Here is a 19,194-nt window from a genome sequence, read left to right on the forward strand (position 1 = left end):
CCCAGACTTCCCCACCCACGGACTCATCGTCGGCGGCCAGGGTATTCAGGACGCGTATTCGACCGGTCGCGGCTCCATCCGGATGCGCGGCGTCGTCGAGATCGAAGAGGACTCCAACGGTCGCACCACGATCGTCATCACCGAGCTGCCGTACCAGGTCAACCCGGACAACCTGATCACCTCGATCGCCGAGCAGGTACGGGACGGCAAGATGTCCGGTATCTCCAAGATCGACGACGAGTCGTCCGACCGAGTCGGTATGCGCATCGTCGTCACGATCAAGCGCGATGCGGTCGCGAAGGTCGTGCTCAACAACCTCTACAAGCACTCGCAGCTGCAGACGAGCTTCGGCGCGAACATGCTCTCCATCGTCGACGGCGTACCGCGCACCCTTCGCCTCGATCAGATGATTCGCTTCTACGTCACCCACCAACTCGACGTGATCGTTCGGCGTACTCGGTACCGGCTGCGCAGAGCGGAGGAGCGGGCTCACATTCTGCGTGGCCTGGTCAAGGCTCTCGACGCACTCGACGAGGTCATCGCGCTCATTCGTGCGTCGCAGACGGTGGATCTGGCCAAGCAGGGCTTGATCGACCTGCTCGACATCGACGAGATCCAAGCTCAGGCGATCCTCGACATGCAGCTGCGGCGCCTCGCTGCTCTCGAGCGTCAGAAGATCATCGACGAGTTGGCAGAACTCGAACGCACCATCGCAGACCTGCAGGACATTCTGGCCAAGCCGGAGCGGCAGCGACAGATCGTGCGGGACGAGCTCGCCGAGATCGTCGAGAAGTTCGGTGACGACCGTCGCACGCGCATCATCGCCGCCGACGGGGACGTCAACGACGAAGATCTGATCGCGCGGGAGAACGTGGTCGTCACGATCACCGAGACCGGATACGCCAAGCGCACAAGAACCGACCTCTACCGCTCGCAGAAGCGCGGCGGCAAGGGAGTGATGGGTGCGGGCCTCAAGCAGGACGACATCGTCAGCAAGTTCTTCGTCTGCTCGACGCACGACTGGATCCTGTTCTTCACCACCAAGGGTCGCGTCTACCGGGCCAAGGCCTACGAGCTGCCCGAGGCGAACCGAACCGCTCGCGGTCAGCACGTTGCGAACTTGCTCGCCTTCCAGCCGGACGAACGCATCGCCCAGGTCATCCAGATCAAGACCTACGAGGATGCCCCCTACCTGGTGCTCGCCACCAAGGGTGGTCTCGTCAAGAAGTCGCGTCTGACGGATTTCGATTCCAACCGCAGCGGCGGCATCGTCGCGGTCAATCTGCGCGGCGACGACGAGTTGGTCGGCGCGGTTCTCGCATCCTCGGACGACGATCTGCTGCTGGTCTCGGCGCAGGGTCAGTCCATCCGGTTCTCGGCCACCGACGAGGTACTGCGCCCGATGGGTCGCGCCACCTCGGGTGTGCAGGGCATGAGATTCAACGGCGAGGACGCGTTGCTCTCGCTCAACGTCGTCAGCGAGAACAAGTTCTTGCTGGTCGCGACGTCGGGTGGCTATTCCAAGCGCACCGCGATGGAGGATTACCCGCAGCAGGGCCGCGGCGGAAAGGGAGTGCTGACAATCCAGTACGACCCGAAGCGTGGCACGCTGGTGGGAGCTCTCATCGTCGACGACGAGGACGAGCTGTACGCCATCACGTCCAGTGGTGGTGTGATCCGGACCGCTGCCAAGCAGGTTCGGAAGGCCGGCCGACAAACCAAGGGCGTGCGGTTGATGAATCTCGGTGAAGGCGACACCCTGCTCGCGATCGCGCGCAACGCCGACGAGATCGAACCGGATTCTCTGGGCACCGAAGACGATGCAGCGAAGGAGTCGTAAGTGAGCACTCCCAACCGGCCTGGTAGCAGGCCCGGCCCCAGCGGTGGACCGGACAGCCGGGAAGCCGAGCAGCCCGCGCGTCCCGCGCCGCCCGAGGGAGCTCGCCCGGGCAGCCGCCCGCAGCCGGCCAATCGTCCCGCGCCTGCCGCGGGCCGTGGCCCGGCACCGCAAGGTGGTGCTCGCCCTCCGATCCGACCGGCACCGGGAAATCCGAACGGTCCGGCACGCCCGGCTCAGGGACCCCCGCCCCCGCAGCGACCGCCTGCACCTCAGGGACCGCCGGGGGCTTCCCCGCAACGTCCGCCTGCACCCCAGCAGGGACAGGCTGCTGCCGGTCAGTCCCAGCCGCCGCAGGCTCCCGGCCGTCAGCCAGGTCCGGGTCAGCAGGCTCCCGGACGGCCCGTCGGTCCGCCGCCGAACGGCCAACCGCCGCAGCGGCAGGCACCGGCCGGTCAAGCTCCTCGGCAGGCAGCCCCGCAGCCCTCGGGACAGCAGCCCTCGCCCAACGAGACCGTCCGCACACCGCAGGTATCCGCCGACTCGGCTGCCACCGGTGACGGATCTCGTGCATCCGAGCCCGCTCGGGGTCAGGATCAGGCAGGTCCCGCAGCAACTCAGGCGATGCCGGCTCAACAGAACGACGATCCGCAGGCCGGCGCCGGAACGCCGCCCTGGCAGCGCGGAGCCGCCCAGCGGCCCGCATCGCAGGGGACGGACCGGCAGCAGCCGCAGAATCAGCCGCAGACCAACCTGTCCGGACGCGGAGCGGCACTGCCACCGAACGGTGAGTTCGATCGGACCGCTCGTACGGCCGCCGAGCCCACTCAGCGTGAGTCGACGGAGGACAAGACCGAACGGCGAGAAGCTGCCCGGTCGAAGGCAGCGGTCATCGACGGACCGACACGGCACATCGAACGCAAGGATCTGGCGAAGGACATGCCGGACCTGTCTGCCGTCCGGCACCCGGAGCCGTCCCAGTCCGAGCGCGCAGCACCGGCAGCCATCACGGCCGTGGCCAGTGCGGACGGCGACCCCCTGCGGGCGACCATTCAGATCCGCAAGATCGATCCCTGGTCGACGCTCAAGATCGCCCTCGTGATCGCTGTGTCACTGTTCTTCGTATGGATGGTGTCCGTCGGTTTGCTGTACGCCGTGCTCGACGGCATGGGCGTCTGGGAACGTCTCAACAGTGCGTTCACCGAGATCGTCAACGAATCCGGCGGCGGAGGACTCGTCAGCGCCGGGCAGGTGTTCGGCTACGCAGCGGTGATCGGTGTGATCAATGTCGTACTCTTCACCGCTCTCACCACCATCGGCGCCTTCATCTACAACCTGTCGTCGGACCTGGTCGGTGGCGTCGAAGTGACACTGGCAGACCGCGACTGACCTGCACCATCGAGAGCCGTATCGGGCCGTTTTGGAAGACAGCGGCCCGATACGGTAATCTCATCCCTCGGTTCGAGGAGAGCTTTTCTTCGGCCCGAAGTAGTGATGAGGGCCTATAGCTCAGGCGGTTAGAGCGCTTCCCTGATAAGGAAGAGGTCGGAGGTTCAAGTCCTCCTAGGCCCACACCGAACGAACGAAAAGAGGCAGGACATGAAAATCCTTCTTCTTGTCGCATCGGCGGTGATCGCAGTGCTGACAGTATCGAAGGTGCGCTCGCAGCGCAGCTCGGACGGCGTCTGGCACAGCATCCCCACCGCGTGACAATCGCTCGGAGTGGACGTGTAGAGTTCGTCCACGATTACCGGCAACACCCGGGGCCTTAGCTCAGTTGGTAGAGCGCTGCCTTTGCAAGGCAGATGTCAGGAGTTCGAATCTCCTAGGCTCCACAAAGAAAAGGACGTCCACTTCGGTGGGCGTCCTTTTTCGTCTCTCCAGCCGACCCCCCATGTCCACTCGATGTGACATTGACCCCCGAAAAGTCCACTGAATGTGACATTGAGTGCCATCGGGTGCGCCGCGAGATCCCCCGGCCACTCAGCTTGACCGGTTGTGATTGGACCCAAGGCGATCTGTGTTTCGGCGCCCACATGTCCAGACAGTCGTCGGTTCGGTGTCGTATCGATGGTTCGGTCCTTAGCGTGGTCGCTGTGCAAGGACGTCGGTTCTCGGATCGACATGAATGGTCGCGACGGCGCACCGCAGGGGGGTGTGCCGTCGTTCGATCTCGGCGGGCGGTGTTCGCCACTGTCTCGAATCGATCGGCGATTCGGGCATCTCGAATCTCTAAGGAGTCCCGCAGATGACGCGCGTTCTCGATCATGAAGAGCTGTTGAGGGAACTCGACGGCACGTTGGAAGCCAATTTGAATCGTCATCTGTCGATGGCGAAGGAATGGCATCCGCATGATTACGTTCCGTGGGATCTGGGTCGCAATTTCGCGGCGATGGGTGGGCAGGACTGGTCCCTCGAGCAGTCGTCGTTGTCGGAACTGGCGCGCACGGCGATGATCACCAATTTGCTCACCGAGGACAATCTGCCGTCGTATCACCGGGGGCTGGCAGACAATTTTTCGTTGGACGGTGCCTGGGGGACGTGGGTGGGGCGCTGGACTGCGGAGGAGAACCGTCACGGCATCGTCATGCGCGATTATCTGGTGGTGACGCGTGCGGTGGATCCCGTCGAGTTGGAGCGCGCTCGAATGCACCACATGACGGTTGGTGTCGATGCGCCGATGGACGGTGCCAATTTCCTGCATTCGGTGGCGTATGTGACGTTCCAGGAGTTGGCGACACGGGTGTCGCATCGAAACACGGGACTGGCGTGCGGGGATCCGGTGGCGGATCGAATGTTGGCTCGTGTCGCTGCCGACGAGAACCTGCACATGATCTTCTATCGGAACCTCGGTGAGGCGTCGCTGGATCTGGTGCCCGATCAGATGGTTCGCGCCATCACCGATGTCGCGACCGACTTTCAGATGCCCGGCCTGAACATGCCCAATTTCCGCAAGAACGCGATGACCTTGGCCAAGCACGGGATCTACGATCTACGGCAGCATCTGGACGAGGTGTTGATGCCAGTCCTGCGCAAGTGGAAGATATTCGAGCGCAACGATTTCACGGGTGAGGGCGAGCGGGATCGCGATCGACTGGCAGCGTTCGTCGAGGACTTGGCCGAGAAGGCAACCAAGTTCGAGGAGTCCCGTGATCGACTACTTGCCAGGGAGGCAGCGCGCGCCGAGAAGGCGTCCTGACCTGCTGCGCTTTCGCTGGCCAGAGTCGTGATCGGGTCTCGGAGGTGTTAGAGTCCGGACATCGTTGGGTCATGTGAGGCGATGGCCGTAGTGCGTGGGGAGGGCCGATGATGCCTGGGGGGTATCGGGTGAGTGGTGGTGTTCTCTTCGGTGAACGCTGCCTCCGATCGGCCGAATCATGGTCCTGCACGGTGGGAATCGACCGGTGAGCAGGCCTAGGTTCGACGAGTCCGGCCGCATGCTTGCCGTATTCGCTGCGGTTACGACGGTTCTCTACGCTGCCAGCGCGATTGCGTCGTGGTCGAATCTGACCGGTGCCCAGCAGGTTCTGGCCGCGTTGGCTCTGTTGCTGGGCCCGACGGCGATCGTGGTGTTGGCAAGGGCGGGTGTGCCGAGCCCCAAACAGGCGGTGGGGTTCGCGACCGCGTTGTCGGTGATGGCACTCGCCTGTGCGTTGGGCAGTAGCGACACCATGCCCGCGTTCTTGATCTGCGTCCAGGCTGCCATGTTCCTCGGTATGCACATAGGCGCGTTCTGGTCCGAACGCAGCGCAGGTATTTGGGTTGCCGTGCTTGCTGTTTCGGCGGTCATCGGAGCGGCGATCGCGCCGTACGGAACTCCGTTCATCAGTTACATCCTCGTCGCGCTCGGCATCGTCGGTGCGACGGAGGTCTTCGGTGTCTTCGCGCGCCGAATGCGCTATTCCGCGACGCACGATGCTTTGACCGGTCTGCTCAACAGGTTCGGGTTCGAATCCAAGATCGAGAAGATGTTGCCGGCGTGCGCGACTCGCGGATTGTCGGTCAGCCTCGCAGTGCTCGATCTCGACAATTTCAAGGAGATCAACGACGAGTACGGCCACATTGCCGGTGACGTCCTGCTCACTCGCGTCTCGAAGGCCTGGAAGGGTCAGCTGACCAAACGGGATGTTCTGGGTCGACTCGGTGGAGACGAGTTCGTGCTGTTCATGCCGGGGGTTCTCGAGAAGGAGGCCTGGCAGATCATCGAGCGTCTGCGTCGGGCTCACCGCGCGGAGTGGAGCGTGGGATTGGCCTGCATGCCCGCGGGTCGCCGCTGGGGTGAGATCTATCGGGCAGCCGACGCCGATCTGTACCGGGCAAAGCGAAGCAGGCCGCCGAGGACCAGTCGGCCGTCCGATCCCGACGCCGGTTACAGCGGCCCCATTCGCAGAATTGCGCAGTGATCGTCACTCGACGCATCGTTGATCCCCAGATTTGATCCACAGGCTGGGGATAGATTTCCCGACGCGGTGCTTTCCTCGCGTTGACTCGTCGTAAACGCCGATGCTGCGGGGGATACGCGATGGTCACTCTGGACGAATTCAGATCCTGGGACAGCCGCGTGCTGGTAGCGGCGTCCGACAGCCTGATGCACCGGTGGCGGGAGGTGGCCACCGTGCACGACTCGGTCACCGACGACATCGTGGGAGACGGCTGGGCCGGTCCCGCGGCCGAGGCTGCGCGGGCGGCGATGAGACGTATCCGGTCGGATCTGGCAGACGCCGCAGCCGAGTTGCTTCGGATCGCGACATGCACCGCGGATGCCTCGATCGACATGGCCAGCCTGGTCGCTGCGCTTCGCTCGGTGGAGCGGACGGCGGCGGAGGAGCGATTCGTGGTCGCATCCGACGGCTCGGTGTTCGACCTTGCAGCGTCGTATTCGGTTGCGCTGGTGGACTTGTGGTCGACGATGCGCGAGCGACGGCGGTGCCGTGAGGAGCTCGCCGAACGAATCGCACAGCTGATTCGTACGGCCACGGATTTCGACGACATCCTTGCCCGACGCCTCGTCGGGGGAACCTCCGCAGCCTCCGTTGCGACGGCAGTTGCGGCTTGGGTGCCGCGCGACGGCACACCGGCGGCCAACGCTGCTTTCTGGAGCGCACTCTCGACTGCAGCCCGTACCAGGTTGCTGGTCGAACAGCCGGCGCTGATCGGCAATCTCGACGGCCTGCCGGGTCGGGTGCGTGACAGCGCCAACCGCCGGGTGTTGGCCGCAGAGCGTGTCCGCCTTCGCGCCGTCGAAGTCGAACTACAGAAAGAGTTGTCCGACAACGTGTTCGGCGGAATTTTTAGCGACGCCGACGCCGGGCTCGAACAAACGCGCACTCGGTTGACAGCACTCGATGCGATCGACGCGACGCTGGCGCTGGGGGCTCGGCAGCTCCTGGTCCTCGACAATTCCTCGTACGAGGAGACGATGGCGGCCGTCGCGGTGGGAGATGTCGACACGGCGACCCATGTCGCCGTGTTCGTGCCCGGTCTCGGCTCGACCGTGCACGGAAACCTTCCCCGCTACGACGGCGAGATGGAGAACATCAAAAACACTGTGCAGCAGCTTGTTTCGAGAGATCCGGCGCAGTCTGCGGCTGCGGTGACATGGCTGGACTACCAGGCACCTCAGCTCGGTTGGAGCTTGCTCGATCCGGACCGGACCGTGGCCTCGGGTGCGGCTGCGCAGGCAGGAGCGGATCGGTTGATCCCGTTCCTGAACGGTCTCGACGCTGCACGGGCGAGCGATCCGCATCTGTCGGTGTTGGCCCACTCGTACGGATCGCTCACCGCGGCAACTGCTCTTCGAGACGACACCGGGGTCGACGATTTCGTGGCTCTCGGTTCACCGGGACTCGGCACACACAGCCTCGCAGATCTCCAGATTCCCGTCGGACACGTCTTCGCGGCGGAGGCCACGGGCGACATCGTCGCCGACCTGGGTGCATTCGGCCGCGATCCAGGGGCGCTGGACGGAGTCACTCTGCTGTCCACGGAGCAATCCGACAGTGCCGGCCGCTCGATCGGGCACAGCGACTATCTCACCGAGGGCTCCGCCAGCGGCGACAACACGGCACTGGTCGTCGCCGACCGCAGAGCGGAGGCCGTGATCAGAACCAGGCCGGGTCTGTTCGACCTACTGCAGAAGGTGCTGTACCTATGACGACGTGTCGTCGTAGTCGGTCAGGCTCGGCGGGACATCGGCGGGCGGCGGCACCTCGTTGCGACGACGGCCGAGGAAGAACATGACACCTCCCACAACGGCAGCAACGGCACCGAACACCAGAACTCGCCGGGTCCGACGTGATCCCGAGTCGACCGTGACGAGCTCTCGGGTGCGATTCGCTTCGGCGATACGCTCCGCGGTCACTGCCCGCCGCTGCGCAGCCTGCTTGCGGGCCAGTCCGTAACCCTGTTTGGCCAGCAGCAGGCCGACTCCGGCCGGGCCCTTGCTCGCGGCGGAGGCGGCGCCGAGCAGGGCGGACGCTGCGGTACCTGTGGTCGACCGACCCTGGTCGGGCTTCGTTGTGCTCGTCATACCCTCACTGTTCCACAACACGGCCCCGCTGAACCCTCCCGATACACCCGACTCGACGCCCGTTGTGAACTGCCCGATCACCCGAGATGGCACGATGGAGGGCGTGACTTCACCAAACAAGACCCAAACGGCCACGCTGCACACCAACCGCGGCGATATCGTCATCGAACTGTTCGGCAATCACGCCCCCAAGACCGTCGCGAACTTCGTCGGTCTCGCGGACGGATCCAAGGAGTACACGACTCAGAACGCGTCGGGTGCCAAGACCGGACCGTTCTACGACGGCGCGGTCTTCCACCGCGTCATCGACGGCTTCATGATCCAGGGCGGCGACCCCACCGGCACCGGTGCAGGCGGACCGGGCTACAAGTTCGAGGACGAGTTCCACCCGGAGCTCTCCTTCGATCGCCCGTACCTGCTGGCCATGGCAAATGCCGGCCCCGGCACCAACGGCTCGCAGTTCTTCATCACCACCGGCAAGACCCCGCACCTCAACCGCAAGCACTCCATCTTCGGTGAGGTCACCGACGAGGCGTCGAAGAAGGTCGTCGACGCGATCTCGAGCACGCCGGTCGGCCGCGGAGATCGTCCGGTGGACGAGGTCGTCATCAACAACGTCACCATCGCTTGATCTGACCGAAGGACTTTCGACAAGATGACGAACCCCGGCTGGGGTGGCGCGTACGGCGACCAGCCCAACCCACCCCAGTCGGTGTGCGTCCGACATCCCGATCGCCCCACCGGTCTGGCCTGCTCGCGCTGCGGCAGGCCCGCGTGCCCGCAATGTCTGCAGGCCGCCGCGGTCGGACAGCACTGTGTCGACTGCGTGCGAGAAGGCAACAAGAACGTCCGCACTGCGCAGACCGTCGCCGGTGCGCCGATGGCACGATCCGCCAGGACTCCGCTGACCTACGCCCTGATCGCCGTCAACGTGATCGTCTATGCCATCACGGTGGCGCAGTCCGGCGATCCGATGAACAACACTTCCGGATCCGAGCTCGCCCGCGGTTGGGCTCTCAACAGCCTGCTCGTCGCCGACGGCGACGTGTTCCGGCTGATCGGCAGCGGCTTCGTCCACTACGGGCCGATCCACCTGCTCGTGAACATGTTCGCGCTGTACATCATCGGCCGTGACGTCGAACTCGTGCTCGGTCGAACCCGCTACCTGGTCGTCTACTTCCTCTCCTTGCTCGGAGGAAGCGCGTCGGTGATGCTGCTGGAGAACCCACTGACGCTCACCGTCGGCGCGTCCGGTGCAGTCTTCGGTCTACTGGGCGCACAGGCCGTCATCCTGCTGCGGCTCAAGCGAAGCCCGGCACCCATCCTCATCATCATCGCGGTGAACATCTTCATCAGCATCTCGATCCCCAGCATCTCGCTGTGGGGACATATGGGCGGACTCGTCGCCGGAGCCGCCGCCACCGCCGGTCTGGTGTTCTTGTCCAACCGAACCCGAGACACGGGACTACAACGAACCAGGGCCGGCCTGTCCATGGCATGGCTCTCGGTCATCGCCGTCGCTCTGGTGTCCCTGGGCATCATCGCCATCCGTGTACTCGACCTGCGCGCCCAGATGGGCCTCTAGCTAATCCACTCAATGTGACATTGACCCCCGAAAAGTCCACTGAATGTCACATTGAGTAACCACGGGGGGCCGCACGGTCAGGTGTTTCGAGGCACCAAGCCGTGGGTTTCGAGTGCGTCGTATACGTCGCGGGGATCGGTTCCGAGGTCCCATCTGCCGAAGATGATCAGTCGATCGTCGTCTTCGCCGGGTGGGCGGATGTCGAGTTCGAGCATCGGTACGCGTCGGCCGAGGCGTGGGTATTTCACAATTTTGACGCGCACGATGTCGTTGCGGGTGTACGTGCGTAGGCCGCCGAGGCGTTTCATCACCAGAGTTCCGTCGTGGGTGATGGCCAGTCGTGGGCGTTGTGCGGCGGCGAGTGCGGCGATGATCCACATTCCGACGGCGGCGAGTCCGACGAGGAATGTTCCGGCTGCGTCGGTGGAGGAGAGTGCGGCACCGATTCCGAGGGCGATTCCGCCTGCGACCAGGGCTGCGACGGCGATGAGGGGCGTCGCCCATCGCTGTTCGTACACACCCTGTGGATCGTTTTCAGAGTTATCCACAGGGTTTATCCACATTGGGGATGAATGACATCGATGTAACTCGGCAGGTTCTCAGCGCCACCGCATGGTCATGACGAGTCCGACGACCATGAAGCCGAAGCCGATCAGGAAGTTGTAGGCGCCGAGATTTCCGATGAAGGCGATGTCCTCGGAAGCCAGGTAGTAGACGATCAGCCACAGCAGCCCGACCAGCATGAATCCCAGCATCAGCACCACGTACCAGACCGGTGACGGTCCGGCGTTGACCTTGACCGGCGTACGGTTCGCCGGGTTGATCGTGTAGTCGTTCTTCTTCCGTACCTTCGACTTCGGCATTGCTTCCTCTTCGCGTTCGTGACGGCCCGCGGCACTGCGGCCGTACCTGTGGACAACTGACGATCGGAACCTGTGGATCGACGGGTGCCGCGCATCCCCAGGCTATTGTCGCCTCAAGGACCGTGACGGTCACCGACCCGGTTGCTGTACACGCTAACGCAGGTGAGCCCAGCACCGACCCACCGGACAAATTGCGAGCACCCGTGACACGACGATCGACTGCCCCCGCCGACACTCGTTGGTGGGTGCTCGCCGTCGCGGTGTGCGCTGTCGTCGGTCTGCTGCTCGGTACCACCAGGCATGTGTCCGACGGTGCCGAACTCCGTGGAGGGGACACCACCAGACTGGCAGACCTCGTCGATGCAGCTCAGAGCAGCAGCGTGGAAGCCGAGCGCAGCAGGGACACGCTCGAGCAGCAAGTGGACACCATTCAGCAGCGAACCGCGTCCGTCGACACCGACGTCGCCGACGCACTGGCCCGGATCGATTCCCTGGCCGACGCGGCGGGCCGCGAGGCCGCGTCCGGCGGGGGTGTGACCGTCACGATGGCGGACGCTCCCCGTGGACCGGACGGCTCGTACGCGTCCGATGCATCCGTCGACGATCTGGTGGTTCATCAGGTCGATGTTCAGAGCGTGCTCAACGCGTTGTGGGCCGGTGGAGCGTCGGCGATCGCGATGCAAGATCAACGGTTGGTGGCCTCGTCGGCTCCGCGCTGCATCGGGAACACCCTTCTTCTCGGCGGACGTACGTACAGTCCGCCGTACGTGATGACGGCGATCGGAGATTCGGATCGGCTGCGCTCGGCGTTGAAGAACGAGCCGGGTGTGCGGTTGTACGAGCAGTACGCGCTGAGATACGGCCTTCGCTACGACGTCGCGGTGTCCGAGGACCTCTCGGTGCCCGCGTACTCCGAATCGGTGCGCATGCGGTATGCACAGCCTCGCTGAGTACGCTGTCCACATGCGTATTCTCGTCGTCGACAACTACGACAGCTTCGTCTTCAACCTCGTCCAGTACCTGGGTCAGTTGAATGCCGATGTCGAGGTCTGGCGCAACGACGACGAGCGCCTCACCGACCGCGATGCCGTCGCGGCCCGGTTCGACGGCATTCTGCTCAGTCCGGGACCGGGCACGCCGCAGCGCGCAGGTGCCACGATGGATCTGGTCTCGGCCAGCGCCCGCACGAAGACGCCCCTGCTCGGGGTCTGTCTGGGCCACCAGGCGATCGGCGCCGCCTTCGGTGCCACCGTCGAGAAGGCCCCGGAACTGCTGCACGGTAAGACGAGTCTGGTGCACCATTCGGGCGTCGGAGTTCTCGAGGGCATGAACGAGCCCTTCACCGCCACTCGCTACCACTCGCTGACCGTCCGGGAGGACACCATCCCGGCCGAACTCGAGATCATCGGACGCACCGAATCCGGTCTGGTCATGGCAATGAGGCACACCGAGCTACCGATTCACGGCGTCCAGTTCCACCCGGAGTCCATCCTCACCGAGGGCGGACACCGCATGCTGGCGAACTGGCTGACCGTCTGCGGGATGCCCACCGACCCCGGTCTCGTCGCCAAGCTCGAAGCTCAGGTCGCCGAGGCGTTCGCCTGAGCTCGATCCGAGCTCTCTCTAGCCGGTCGGAATACCCAGCGCCCCGATGCTCACGGTGATGGTGTCGGACTTGCTGATCTCGGAGCCTGCCGGCTGAGTCTGGTTCACGATGCGGCCGACCATCAGTGGGTCGAGCGTCGATTGCCTCGACGTCGACAGGTCCGACGCGGTTCCGGTCCATCCTGCCGATTCCAGTGCTGTCAGAGCCTGAGCTTCGGTGAGTCCGGCCAGGTCCGGCATCGGGATCTTGTCTCCGTTCGACACGCGCAATGTCACGACCGTGTTCTCGGCGACGTTGGCACCACCGGCGGGGTCCGTCGAGACGACCTGTCCCACCGGCTGACTGGAGTCGATGTTCTCGATCTGGACGCGGAGACCGGCACCCGCCACGTTCGGCTGCGCAACGTCGACGAGCTGGCCGACGACGTTGGGCATCCGTACCTGCGCCGGGCCGGAACCGAGCGTGATGCGAACCTGCGAGTCGGCGTTCATGCTCACGCCCGAGGACGGGTTCTGTTCGACGACCCTGTCGAGGTTCTCCGGCGTGGACGGTGCCCGGGCGACGGTGGGATCGAGTTGAAGGCCCACCTCGTTCAAGGCGTCCGACGCCTCCTGTTGCGTTCGTCCGGTCAGTCGCGGCACCTGCACCTGCTGGGGGCCCGAGGAGACGTCGAGTTGGATGTCCCCGGGTGATTCGGTCTGCGACCCCGCGGCGGGGTTGGTGCCGATCGCGGAACCCTCGGGAACCGACGCATCCGGCCTCTCCTGCACGGTGACGCGCAGGCCGACATTCTCGAGTTCCCGCTGGGCCTCGTCAGCGACGAGGCCTGCGACGGACGGCACGGTGACGGACGTGGGCTCCGCTCCGGGACCGAGGGACCACAGGAATGCTCCGACGATCGCGACGACGATGATCGACGCCGCGGAGATCAGCGCGATCTTCAGGCCCCGACGGCTCCTGGGTTCGTTGTCGGGTTCGGTGTGCCTCGACGGGCGGGGTGCGCCGGTGGCTGCAGCGGCCGGCTTGTCCGTGCCGGAGAAGTCTGCCTGCCGCGAATCGACCGATCCGAGAATCGTGGTGCGGTCCTCGTCGTTCATGACCATCGGGGCGCTCGGACGTTGACCACCGAGCACCCGGACCAAGTCGGTGCGCATCTCGGCGGCGCTCTGGTAGCGGTTGGCGGGATTCTTGGCCATCGCCTTGAGGATGATCGAGTCGAGTTCACGCGGCACCGTGTCGTTGACCAGCGACGGCAGCTGAGGATCCTCGCGCACGTGCTGATAGGCGACCGCGACCGGGGAATCACCCTTGAACGGGGGCTCACCGGTGAGGATCTCGAACAGCACACAGCCGAGAGAGTAGACGTCCGATCGAGCGTCGACCTGCTCGCCGCGAGCCTGCTCGGGCGAGAGGTACTGCGCGGTTCCGATGACGGCGGCCGTCTGAGTCATCGGCGACGAGGAATCGGCGATGGCGCGCGCGATGCCGAAGTCCATCACCTTCACTGCGCCCGCGTTGTTGATCATGATGTTCGCGGGTTTGACGTCGCGGTGCACGATGCCGTTGCGGTGGCTGAAATCGAGTGCAGCACAGACGTCGGCGATGACCTCCATGGCTCGACGCGGTGCCATGGGCCCTTCGGCGCGCACGATGTCGCGGAGGGTGTCGCCGTCGACGTACTCCATGACGATGAACGGGAGCGGACCGGCTTCGGTCTCGGCTTCACCGGTGTCGTACACGGCGACGATGGCCGGGTGGTTCAGTGCGGCCGCGTTCTGGGCTTCGCGGCGGAACCGCAGGTAGAACGTGGGGTCGCGAGCAAGATCGGCGCGCAGAACCTTGATGGCGACGTCGCGGTCCAGCCGAGTGTCACGTGCCAGATGAACCTCGGACATGCCGCCGAATCCGAGTATCTCGCCCAGCTCGTAGCGAGAGGAGAGCGTACGGGGAGTCGTCATCGTTGTCCTTGTGGATCTTGCTGGAATGGAATCTCGATCAGCGGACGTCTGGTCGTCGTCTCGGTGGGCTCCGCCGAGGTGGTCGTGGTTTCCTCGGTGGTCGTCGGCTCCTCCGTGGTGGTCGTCGTCGTGGTCGTCGTGGGTTCTTCGGTGGTGGTGGTTTCTTCGGTGGTCGTCGTGGGTTCGGTCGTCGTGGTCGTGGTGGTGGTCGGCTGCGTGGTGGTCGTGGTCGGCGGCACGAACGGCGTCGGCGTGTCGTCCCTGCCCCCGGTCAACAGCACGTAACCGCCGATGAGGATGGCCAGCAGCAGCAGTCCGGCGCCGCCCCAGGCGAGGGCCTTCTGCGCCGACGACATTCCGGTGGTCTCGGGTACGGCGGCCGCAGCCGTTCCGGTGGCCGGTCCGCGGTACTCGCGCTGCGACGTCGGCATCATCTGGGTGCTCGACGGCGGCTGCGGGCTGGGCACGACGCCCGGCATCATGACCCTGCCGGTGCCCGAACCGCGGGAGTTTCCGGGCGCAGGCGGGCGACGGCCGGCTCGGACCGCGGCGACGGCGTCGGCGAATTCGCCACCGTTGGCGTAGCGCGCGGCCGGGTCCTTCACCATCGTGATCTCGATGAGTTCGCGTACGGCGGGAGGCAGGTCGAGTGGCATGGGGGCCGGCGTTTCGCGAACGTGCTTCATGGCCACGGTCAGCGCACCGTCGCCCACGAAGGGCCGCGTGCCCGCGAGTACTTCGTATCCGACGACTCCGAGCGAGTAAACGTCGGAAGCCGAGGTCGCCTCCTCGCCGAGCGCCTGCTCGGGGGCGATGTACTGCGCTGTGCCCATGACCATTCCGGTCTTGGTCACCGGGGACGCGTCGACGGCTTTGGCGATGCCGAAGTCGGTGATCTTGACCTGGCCGGTGGGGGTGATCAGGATGTTGCCCGGCTTGACGTCGCGGTGGACGACGCCTGCGGTGTGTGCGATCTGCAGCGAACGGCCGGTTTGCTCGAGCATGTCGAGGGCATGGCCGAGCGGCAAGCGGGACATGCGACCCAGCACGGCGTTGAGCGGCTCACCGTTGACCAGTTCCATCACCAGGTAGGCCAGTGATTCGCCCGCGCCGTCGCGGGTCTCGCCGTAGTCGTAGACGCCGGCGATTCCTGGATAGTTCAGCTGCGCGGTGGTGCGTGCCTCGAACCTGAAGCGCTGCAGGAATTCCGGGTCCTCGGAGAACTCGGCCTTGAGTACCTTGACCGCGACACGGCGATCGAGGCGGTTGTCCATCGCTTCCCACACCTGGCCCATGCCGCCGGTGGCGATGAGACGCAGAAGTCGATAGCGCTGCGCGATGACAGCTCCGTTGCTCAGTGGCACTTCACGTCACCTCCCCTGCAATGCGGCTGCGATGACGGCGCGCCCGATGGGTGCGGCCACGGATCCACCGGTCGCGGCGAGGGCTCGATCGCCGCCGTCCTCGACGATGACGGCAATGGCGACCTTGGGATCCTCGGCGGGTGCGAATCCGATGTACCAGGCATGCGGCGGGGTGTTGCGCGGGTCGGAACCATGTTCTGCGGTACCGGTTTTCGATGCGATCTGGACCCCGGGGATCTTGCCCTCGCCGCTGGTGTTGTTCTCGGAGCCGATCATCAGGTCGGTCAGTGTCGCCGCGGTGGCCGAGCTGATCGCCTCGCCCATGGCCTTCGGCTGGTAGCTCGACAGGTCGGACAGGTCGGGAGATTGCAGCTGCTGCACCAGGTTCGGGGCCATCCGCACGCCGCCGTTGGCGACGGTGGCGGCGATGACGGCGTCCTGCAGCGGGGTCAACGCCACGTCGCGCTGGCCGATGCTGGACTGGCCGAGGGCGGCGTCGTCGTCGATGGGTCCGATGGTGCTGTCGGCGACGGTGAGCGGAATGGTCGTGTCCTCACCGATGCCGAAGGCCGCGGAGGTCTCGCGCATCCTGTCCACCCCGGTGTCGACGCCGAGCTCGACGAAGGCGGTGTTGCACGAGCGTGCGAACGCTTCACGCAGCGTCGCCGTCTGGCCACCGCCGCACGTCGAACCGTTGTAGTTCTCCAGCGTCGTCGAGGTTCCCGGCAACGTGATGTTCGACGCGGCCGTGAGTTGATCGTCCGGTGTGGCGCCCGCTTCGAGTGCGGCTGCGGTGGTGATCACCTTGAACGTCGATCCGGGTGGGTAGGTCTGCGAGATCGCCCGGTTGACCATCGGCTTCTCGGGATCGTTGCTCAGGTTCTCCCATGCCGCGGTGGTGGTGCTGCCGTCGTGGCTGGCCAGCAGGTTCGGGTCGTAGCTGGGGGTGCTGGCCATGGCGAGGATGTTGCCGGTGGCCGGGTCGAGGGCCACTACCGAGCCGGTGTATCCCTTGGCGGTCAGCTGGTCGTACGCGACCTGCTGAACGACGGGGTCGATGGTGGTCACGACGTTGCCGCCGCGGGGGTCTCGGCCGGAGATGAGGTCGAACAGTCGTCCACCGAAGAGCCGGTCGTCGGAGCCGTTGAGTACGGGGTCCTCGGCGCGTTCGAGGCCGCTGCTCGAGTACAGCATCGAGTAGTAGCCGGTGATCGGCGCGTTGGCCTGCGGGCTGGCCGGGGAGATCGAATTCTGGGGGTAGGTGCGCAGGTACTTGTAGCGGTCGTCGGTGGGGACCGAGGACGCGAGCACCTGGCCGCCTGCCGAGATCTGACCGCGCTGGCGGGAGTACTCGTCGAGCAGCACTCGTGAGTTTCTCGGGTCGGTGCGCAGATCGTCGGCCTTGATGACCTGGAGGTAGGTGGCGTTGGCGAGCAGTGCCACGACCATGACCATCACGGCGATGGACACGCGGCGCAGGGGAGTGTTCATGCGCGCTTCACCATCTCGGTGGGTGCCTCCGCGATGGGCGCTGCGGGGGCGGGCTTCTTCTTGGGCTTTGCCGGCTCACGGGCTGCGTCGGAGATCTTGATCAGCAGCGCGAGGAGCAGGTAGTTGGCGAGAAGCGACGATCCTCCGTAGGACAGATAGGGCGTGGTGAGGCCGGTGAGTGGGATGAGTTTGGTGACGCCGCCGACGACGACGAACAGCTGGATGGCAATGGTGAACGACAATCCCGCAGCGAGCAGTTTGCCGAAGCTGTCGCGAACGGCCAGCGCGGTACGCATACCGCGAATGATGAACAGCAAGTACAGGATCAGGACCGCGGTCAGGCCGATGAGGCCGAGCTCTTCGCCGACCGTCGCAATGATGAAGTCCGTCTTGGCGAACGGCACCTGGGAGGGCCGACCACTACCGAGCCCGGTACCCGCCAACCCGCCCGTGGCGAAGCTGAACATCGACTGGACGATCTGGTAGCCGGTGTCGTTGTAGTCGTCGAACGGTCGCAGCCAGGTGTCGGTGCGGATCTTGACGTGGCCGAACACCTGATATGCGAAGAGGAATCCGACCAGCAGCAGTCCGAAACCGATGATCAACCAGCCGACGCGTTCGGTGGCGATGTAGATCATCACCAGGACGGTTCCGAAGATCAGCAGCGACGTACCGAGGTCCTTCTCGAACACCAGCACGCCGACGGAGACGATCCACACCACCAGGATCGGCCCCAGATCGCGTGCCCGCGGGAAGTCCATTCCGAGGAAGTGCTTGCCGGCGACGGTGAACAGTTCCCGCTTGGCGACCAGCAACGATGCGAAGAAGATGAGCAGCAGAATCTTCGCGAACTCCCCGGGCTGAATACTGAAGCCGGGCAGCCGAATCCAGATCTTCGATCCGTTGACCTCGGAGAAGGCCGACGGCAGCATTGCCGGGATGGCCAGGAGCACCAGTCCGGCGAGACCGACGGTGTAGCCGTAGCGAGCCAGGGTGCGGTAATCACGCAGCAGCACGAGCAGAGCGACGAAACCGGCGATGGCCAGCGTCGTCCAGAGCACCTGCTGGTTGGCGTCGGGCGACGGAATGGGGTTTCCGAGATACTGAGCCTGCTGCTCGTCGGCCAGGTCGAGACGGTGAATGAGCACCAGACCGAGCCCGTTGAGCAGCGCCACGATCGGCAGCAGCAGCGGATCCGCGTAGGGCGCGAAGCGTCGCACGGCCAGGTGCGCCACCGTCATCAACGCGAGATAGGCCACCGCGTACTTCGCCAGATCCCAGGTGATGGTCTGTTCCTGACTGGCTTCGACCAGTACCAACGAGATCGTGGTGATCAGGACCGCGGCACCGAGAAGAAGCAGTTCGACGCCGCGCCGGTTCGATTGAATCGGTGCAGGCGCGAATCCTTCGGGTGGACTCGGAAAGGACCCTCCGGCGGACGGATTCGAACTCATCGAGTACCGGTCCTGCAGTTCTGACCGGGAATCTGCGGGACCGTCGGTGTCGGTACCGCAGTGGTGGTCGGTGCCGCCTCGGGAACGGGCTCCGCAGCCGGGGGCAACGGAATTCCGGGCGGCGGGATGATCGTCGTCGGAGTCGGTTCGACAGTCGTGGTGACGACCGGCTCGGTACTGGGCTACTCGCTGCAGAGCGTGGAACTGATCGGCTGCCTCGACGACGACGGAGCCGTCACGCTGACCGCTCCGGATGCCGCTCCGGCCGATTGCGTTCCGTTCGAGATCGACGACCTTCTGCCTGCCGCGCGCGAGCAGGTCACGGCCGGCTTGCCGTCCGGATCTCTCGACGACGCGCGCGGTCAGGTCGAGCGGTTGGCCTCCGGTGACCTGCTCCAGGTGTGCGAGACCGAGCCGGTCGTCACCACGACTGTCGAACCGACTCCGACGACGATCATCCCGCCGCCCGGAATTCCGTTGCCCCCGGCTGCGGAGCCCGTTCCCGAG

The 19,194-nt window shown here is 65.1% G+C and carries 16 protein-coding genes, 2 tRNA genes and 1 pseudogene; 12 read left to right on the forward strand and 7 right to left on the reverse strand.

What is annotated here, in order from left to right:
• The 7 genes from CH256_RS23525 to CH256_RS23555 form a co-directional block, all read left to right on the forward strand.
• A partial coding sequence (locus CH256_RS23525) for a DNA gyrase C-terminal beta-propeller domain-containing protein (RefSeq protein WP_094670803.1) occupies positions 1 to 1,840 on the forward strand: 1,840 nt, incomplete at its 5' end.
• Positions 1,841 to 3,226 (forward strand): DUF3566 domain-containing protein, encoded by a 1,386-nt coding sequence (locus CH256_RS28780; protein ID WP_256989528.1) that lies wholly within the window; start codon positions 1,841 to 1,843, stop codon positions 3,224 to 3,226.
• 109 nt (positions 3,227 to 3,335) lie between these two features.
• Positions 3,336 to 3,409: transfer RNA gene (locus CH256_RS23535), tRNA-Ile, on the forward strand.
• Positions 3,410 to 3,599: 190 nt separating this feature from the next.
• A tRNA-Ala gene (locus tag CH256_RS23540) sits at positions 3,600 to 3,672 on the forward strand.
• Between the two features lie 413 nt (positions 3,673 to 4,085).
• Complete coding sequence (locus tag CH256_RS23545) at positions 4,086 to 5,036, forward strand: acyl-ACP desaturase (protein ID WP_068047542.1); 951 nt, start codon at positions 4,086 to 4,088, stop codon at positions 5,034 to 5,036.
• Between the two features lie 205 nt (positions 5,037 to 5,241).
• Positions 5,242 to 6,240, forward strand: a complete 999-nt coding sequence (locus tag CH256_RS23550; RefSeq protein WP_256980792.1) for a GGDEF domain-containing protein — start codon at positions 5,242 to 5,244, stop codon at positions 6,238 to 6,240.
• Positions 6,241 to 6,359: 119 nt separating this feature from the next.
• Positions 6,360 to 7,991: an alpha/beta hydrolase gene (locus tag CH256_RS23555; RefSeq protein ID WP_094670807.1), complete on the forward strand. Its 1,632-nt coding sequence runs from the start codon at positions 6,360 to 6,362 to the stop codon at positions 7,989 to 7,991.
• On the opposite strand, the gene CH256_RS23560 is transcribed toward CH256_RS23555, so the two are convergent.
• Positions 7,986 to 8,366 carry a hypothetical protein gene (locus tag CH256_RS23560; protein WP_143536658.1) on the reverse strand — a complete coding sequence of 127 codons (381 nt, stop codon included), beginning with the start codon at positions 8,364 to 8,366 and terminating at the stop codon, positions 7,986 to 7,988. The genes CH256_RS23555 and CH256_RS23560 overlap by 6 nt on opposite strands.
• Before the next feature lie 94 nt (positions 8,367 to 8,460).
• Here CH256_RS23560 and CH256_RS23565 point away from each other — a divergent pair, with 94 nt between their 5' ends.
• Entirely contained in the window at positions 8,461 to 8,997 is a 537-nt protein-coding gene (locus CH256_RS23565; protein ID WP_094638413.1) for a peptidylprolyl isomerase, read from the forward strand.
• Between the two features lie 24 nt (positions 8,998 to 9,021).
• Entirely contained in the window at positions 9,022 to 9,951 is a 930-nt protein-coding gene (locus CH256_RS23570) for a rhomboid family intramembrane serine protease (RefSeq protein WP_094670811.1), read from the forward strand.
• Positions 9,952 to 10,028: 77 nt separating this feature from the next.
• Here the strand turns inward: CH256_RS23570 and CH256_RS23575 are convergent, their stop codons facing one another.
• Both CH256_RS23575 and crgA read right to left on the reverse strand, forming a co-directional pair.
• Positions 10,029 to 10,514 carry a PH domain-containing protein gene (locus CH256_RS23575; RefSeq protein WP_094638415.1) on the reverse strand — a complete coding sequence of 162 codons (486 nt, stop codon included), beginning with the start codon at positions 10,512 to 10,514 and terminating at the stop codon, positions 10,029 to 10,031.
• Positions 10,515 to 10,550: 36 nt separating this feature from the next.
• Complete coding sequence (gene crgA, locus CH256_RS23580) at positions 10,551 to 10,814, reverse strand: cell division protein CrgA (protein ID WP_032396997.1); 264 nt, start codon at positions 10,812 to 10,814, stop codon at positions 10,551 to 10,553.
• Between the two features lie 203 nt (positions 10,815 to 11,017).
• Between crgA and CH256_RS23585 the strand changes: the two genes are divergently transcribed.
• Both CH256_RS23585 and CH256_RS23590 read left to right on the forward strand, forming a co-directional pair.
• The gene (locus CH256_RS23585; RefSeq protein ID WP_094670813.1) at positions 11,018 to 11,764 is read left to right on the forward strand and encodes a DUF881 domain-containing protein; all 747 of its coding nucleotides are present in this window, start codon (positions 11,018 to 11,020) and stop codon (positions 11,762 to 11,764) included.
• 13 nt (positions 11,765 to 11,777) lie between these two features.
• Positions 11,778 to 12,419, forward strand: coding sequence for an aminodeoxychorismate/anthranilate synthase component II (locus tag CH256_RS23590; protein WP_068045567.1), 642 nt, complete (start codon positions 11,778 to 11,780; stop codon positions 12,417 to 12,419).
• Positions 12,420 to 12,437: 18 nt separating this feature from the next.
• On the opposite strand, the gene pknB is transcribed toward CH256_RS23590, so the two are convergent.
• From pknB to CH256_RS23610, 4 genes are read right to left on the reverse strand one after another with little or no spacing between them, the layout of a single operon-like run.
• Positions 12,438 to 14,378 (reverse strand): Stk1 family PASTA domain-containing Ser/Thr kinase, encoded by a 1,941-nt coding sequence (gene pknB, locus CH256_RS23595; protein ID WP_094638417.1) that lies wholly within the window; start codon positions 14,376 to 14,378, stop codon positions 12,438 to 12,440.
• Complete coding sequence (locus CH256_RS23600) at positions 14,375 to 15,742, reverse strand: serine/threonine-protein kinase (protein WP_094638418.1); 1,368 nt, start codon at positions 15,740 to 15,742, stop codon at positions 14,375 to 14,377. The genes pknB and CH256_RS23600 overlap by 4 nt, the downstream gene beginning before the upstream one ends.
• Before the next feature lie 6 nt (positions 15,743 to 15,748).
• A complete protein-coding gene (locus tag CH256_RS23605) occupies positions 15,749 to 17,233 on the reverse strand; it encodes a peptidoglycan D,D-transpeptidase FtsI family protein (RefSeq protein ID WP_068045550.1) in 1,485 nt (494 codons plus the stop codon).
• Positions 17,230 to 18,687 carry an FtsW/RodA/SpoVE family cell cycle protein gene (locus CH256_RS23610; protein ID WP_094638419.1) on the reverse strand — a complete coding sequence of 486 codons (1,458 nt, stop codon included), beginning with the start codon at positions 18,685 to 18,687 and terminating at the stop codon, positions 17,230 to 17,232. The genes CH256_RS23605 and CH256_RS23610 overlap by 4 nt, the downstream gene beginning before the upstream one ends.
• A gap of 60 nt (positions 18,688 to 18,747) precedes the next feature.
• Between CH256_RS23610 and CH256_RS23620 the strand changes: the two are divergent.
• Positions 18,748 to 19,194 (forward strand): annotated as a pseudogene (locus CH256_RS23620) (serine/threonine protein phosphatase); the annotation flags it as partial.

It is taken from the genome of Rhodococcus sp. 05-2254-6 (assembly GCF_002258565.1).
Classification (GTDB): Bacteria; Actinomycetota; Actinomycetes; order Mycobacteriales; family Mycobacteriaceae; genus Rhodococcoides.

Excerpts from the sequence above, each read along its gene's own strand:
- CH256_RS23565 (WP_094638413.1), top strand. The coding sequence starts at position 8,461 with ATGGAGGGCGTGACTTCACCAAACAAGACCCAAACGGCCACGCTGCAC.
- CH256_RS23575 (WP_094638415.1), bottom strand. The coding sequence starts at position 10,514 with ATGTGGATAAACCCTGTGGATAACTCTGAAAACGATCCACAGGGTGTG.
- CH256_RS23570 (WP_094670811.1), top strand. The coding sequence starts at position 9,022 with ATGACGAACCCCGGCTGGGGTGGCGCGTACGGCGACCAGCCCAACCCA.
- CH256_RS23590 (WP_068045567.1), top strand. The coding sequence starts at position 11,778 with ATGCGTATTCTCGTCGTCGACAACTACGACAGCTTCGTCTTCAACCTC.
- CH256_RS23560 (WP_143536658.1), bottom strand. The coding sequence starts at position 8,366 with ATGACGAGCACAACGAAGCCCGACCAGGGTCGGTCGACCACAGGTACC.
- CH256_RS23605 (WP_068045550.1), bottom strand. The coding sequence starts at position 17,233 with ATGAACACTCCCCTGCGCCGCGTGTCCATCGCCGTGATGGTCATGGTC.
- CH256_RS23610 (WP_094638419.1), bottom strand. The coding sequence starts at position 18,687 with ATGAGTTCGAATCCGTCCGCCGGAGGGTCCTTTCCGAGTCCACCCGAA.
- CH256_RS23545 (WP_068047542.1), top strand. The coding sequence starts at position 4,086 with ATGACGCGCGTTCTCGATCATGAAGAGCTGTTGAGGGAACTCGACGGC.
- CH256_RS23555 (WP_094670807.1), top strand. The coding sequence starts at position 6,360 with ATGGTCACTCTGGACGAATTCAGATCCTGGGACAGCCGCGTGCTGGTA.
- pknB (WP_094638417.1), bottom strand. The coding sequence starts at position 14,378 with ATGACGACTCCCCGTACGCTCTCCTCTCGCTACGAGCTGGGCGAGATA.
- crgA (WP_032396997.1), bottom strand. The coding sequence starts at position 10,814 with ATGCCGAAGTCGAAGGTACGGAAGAAGAACGACTACACGATCAACCCG.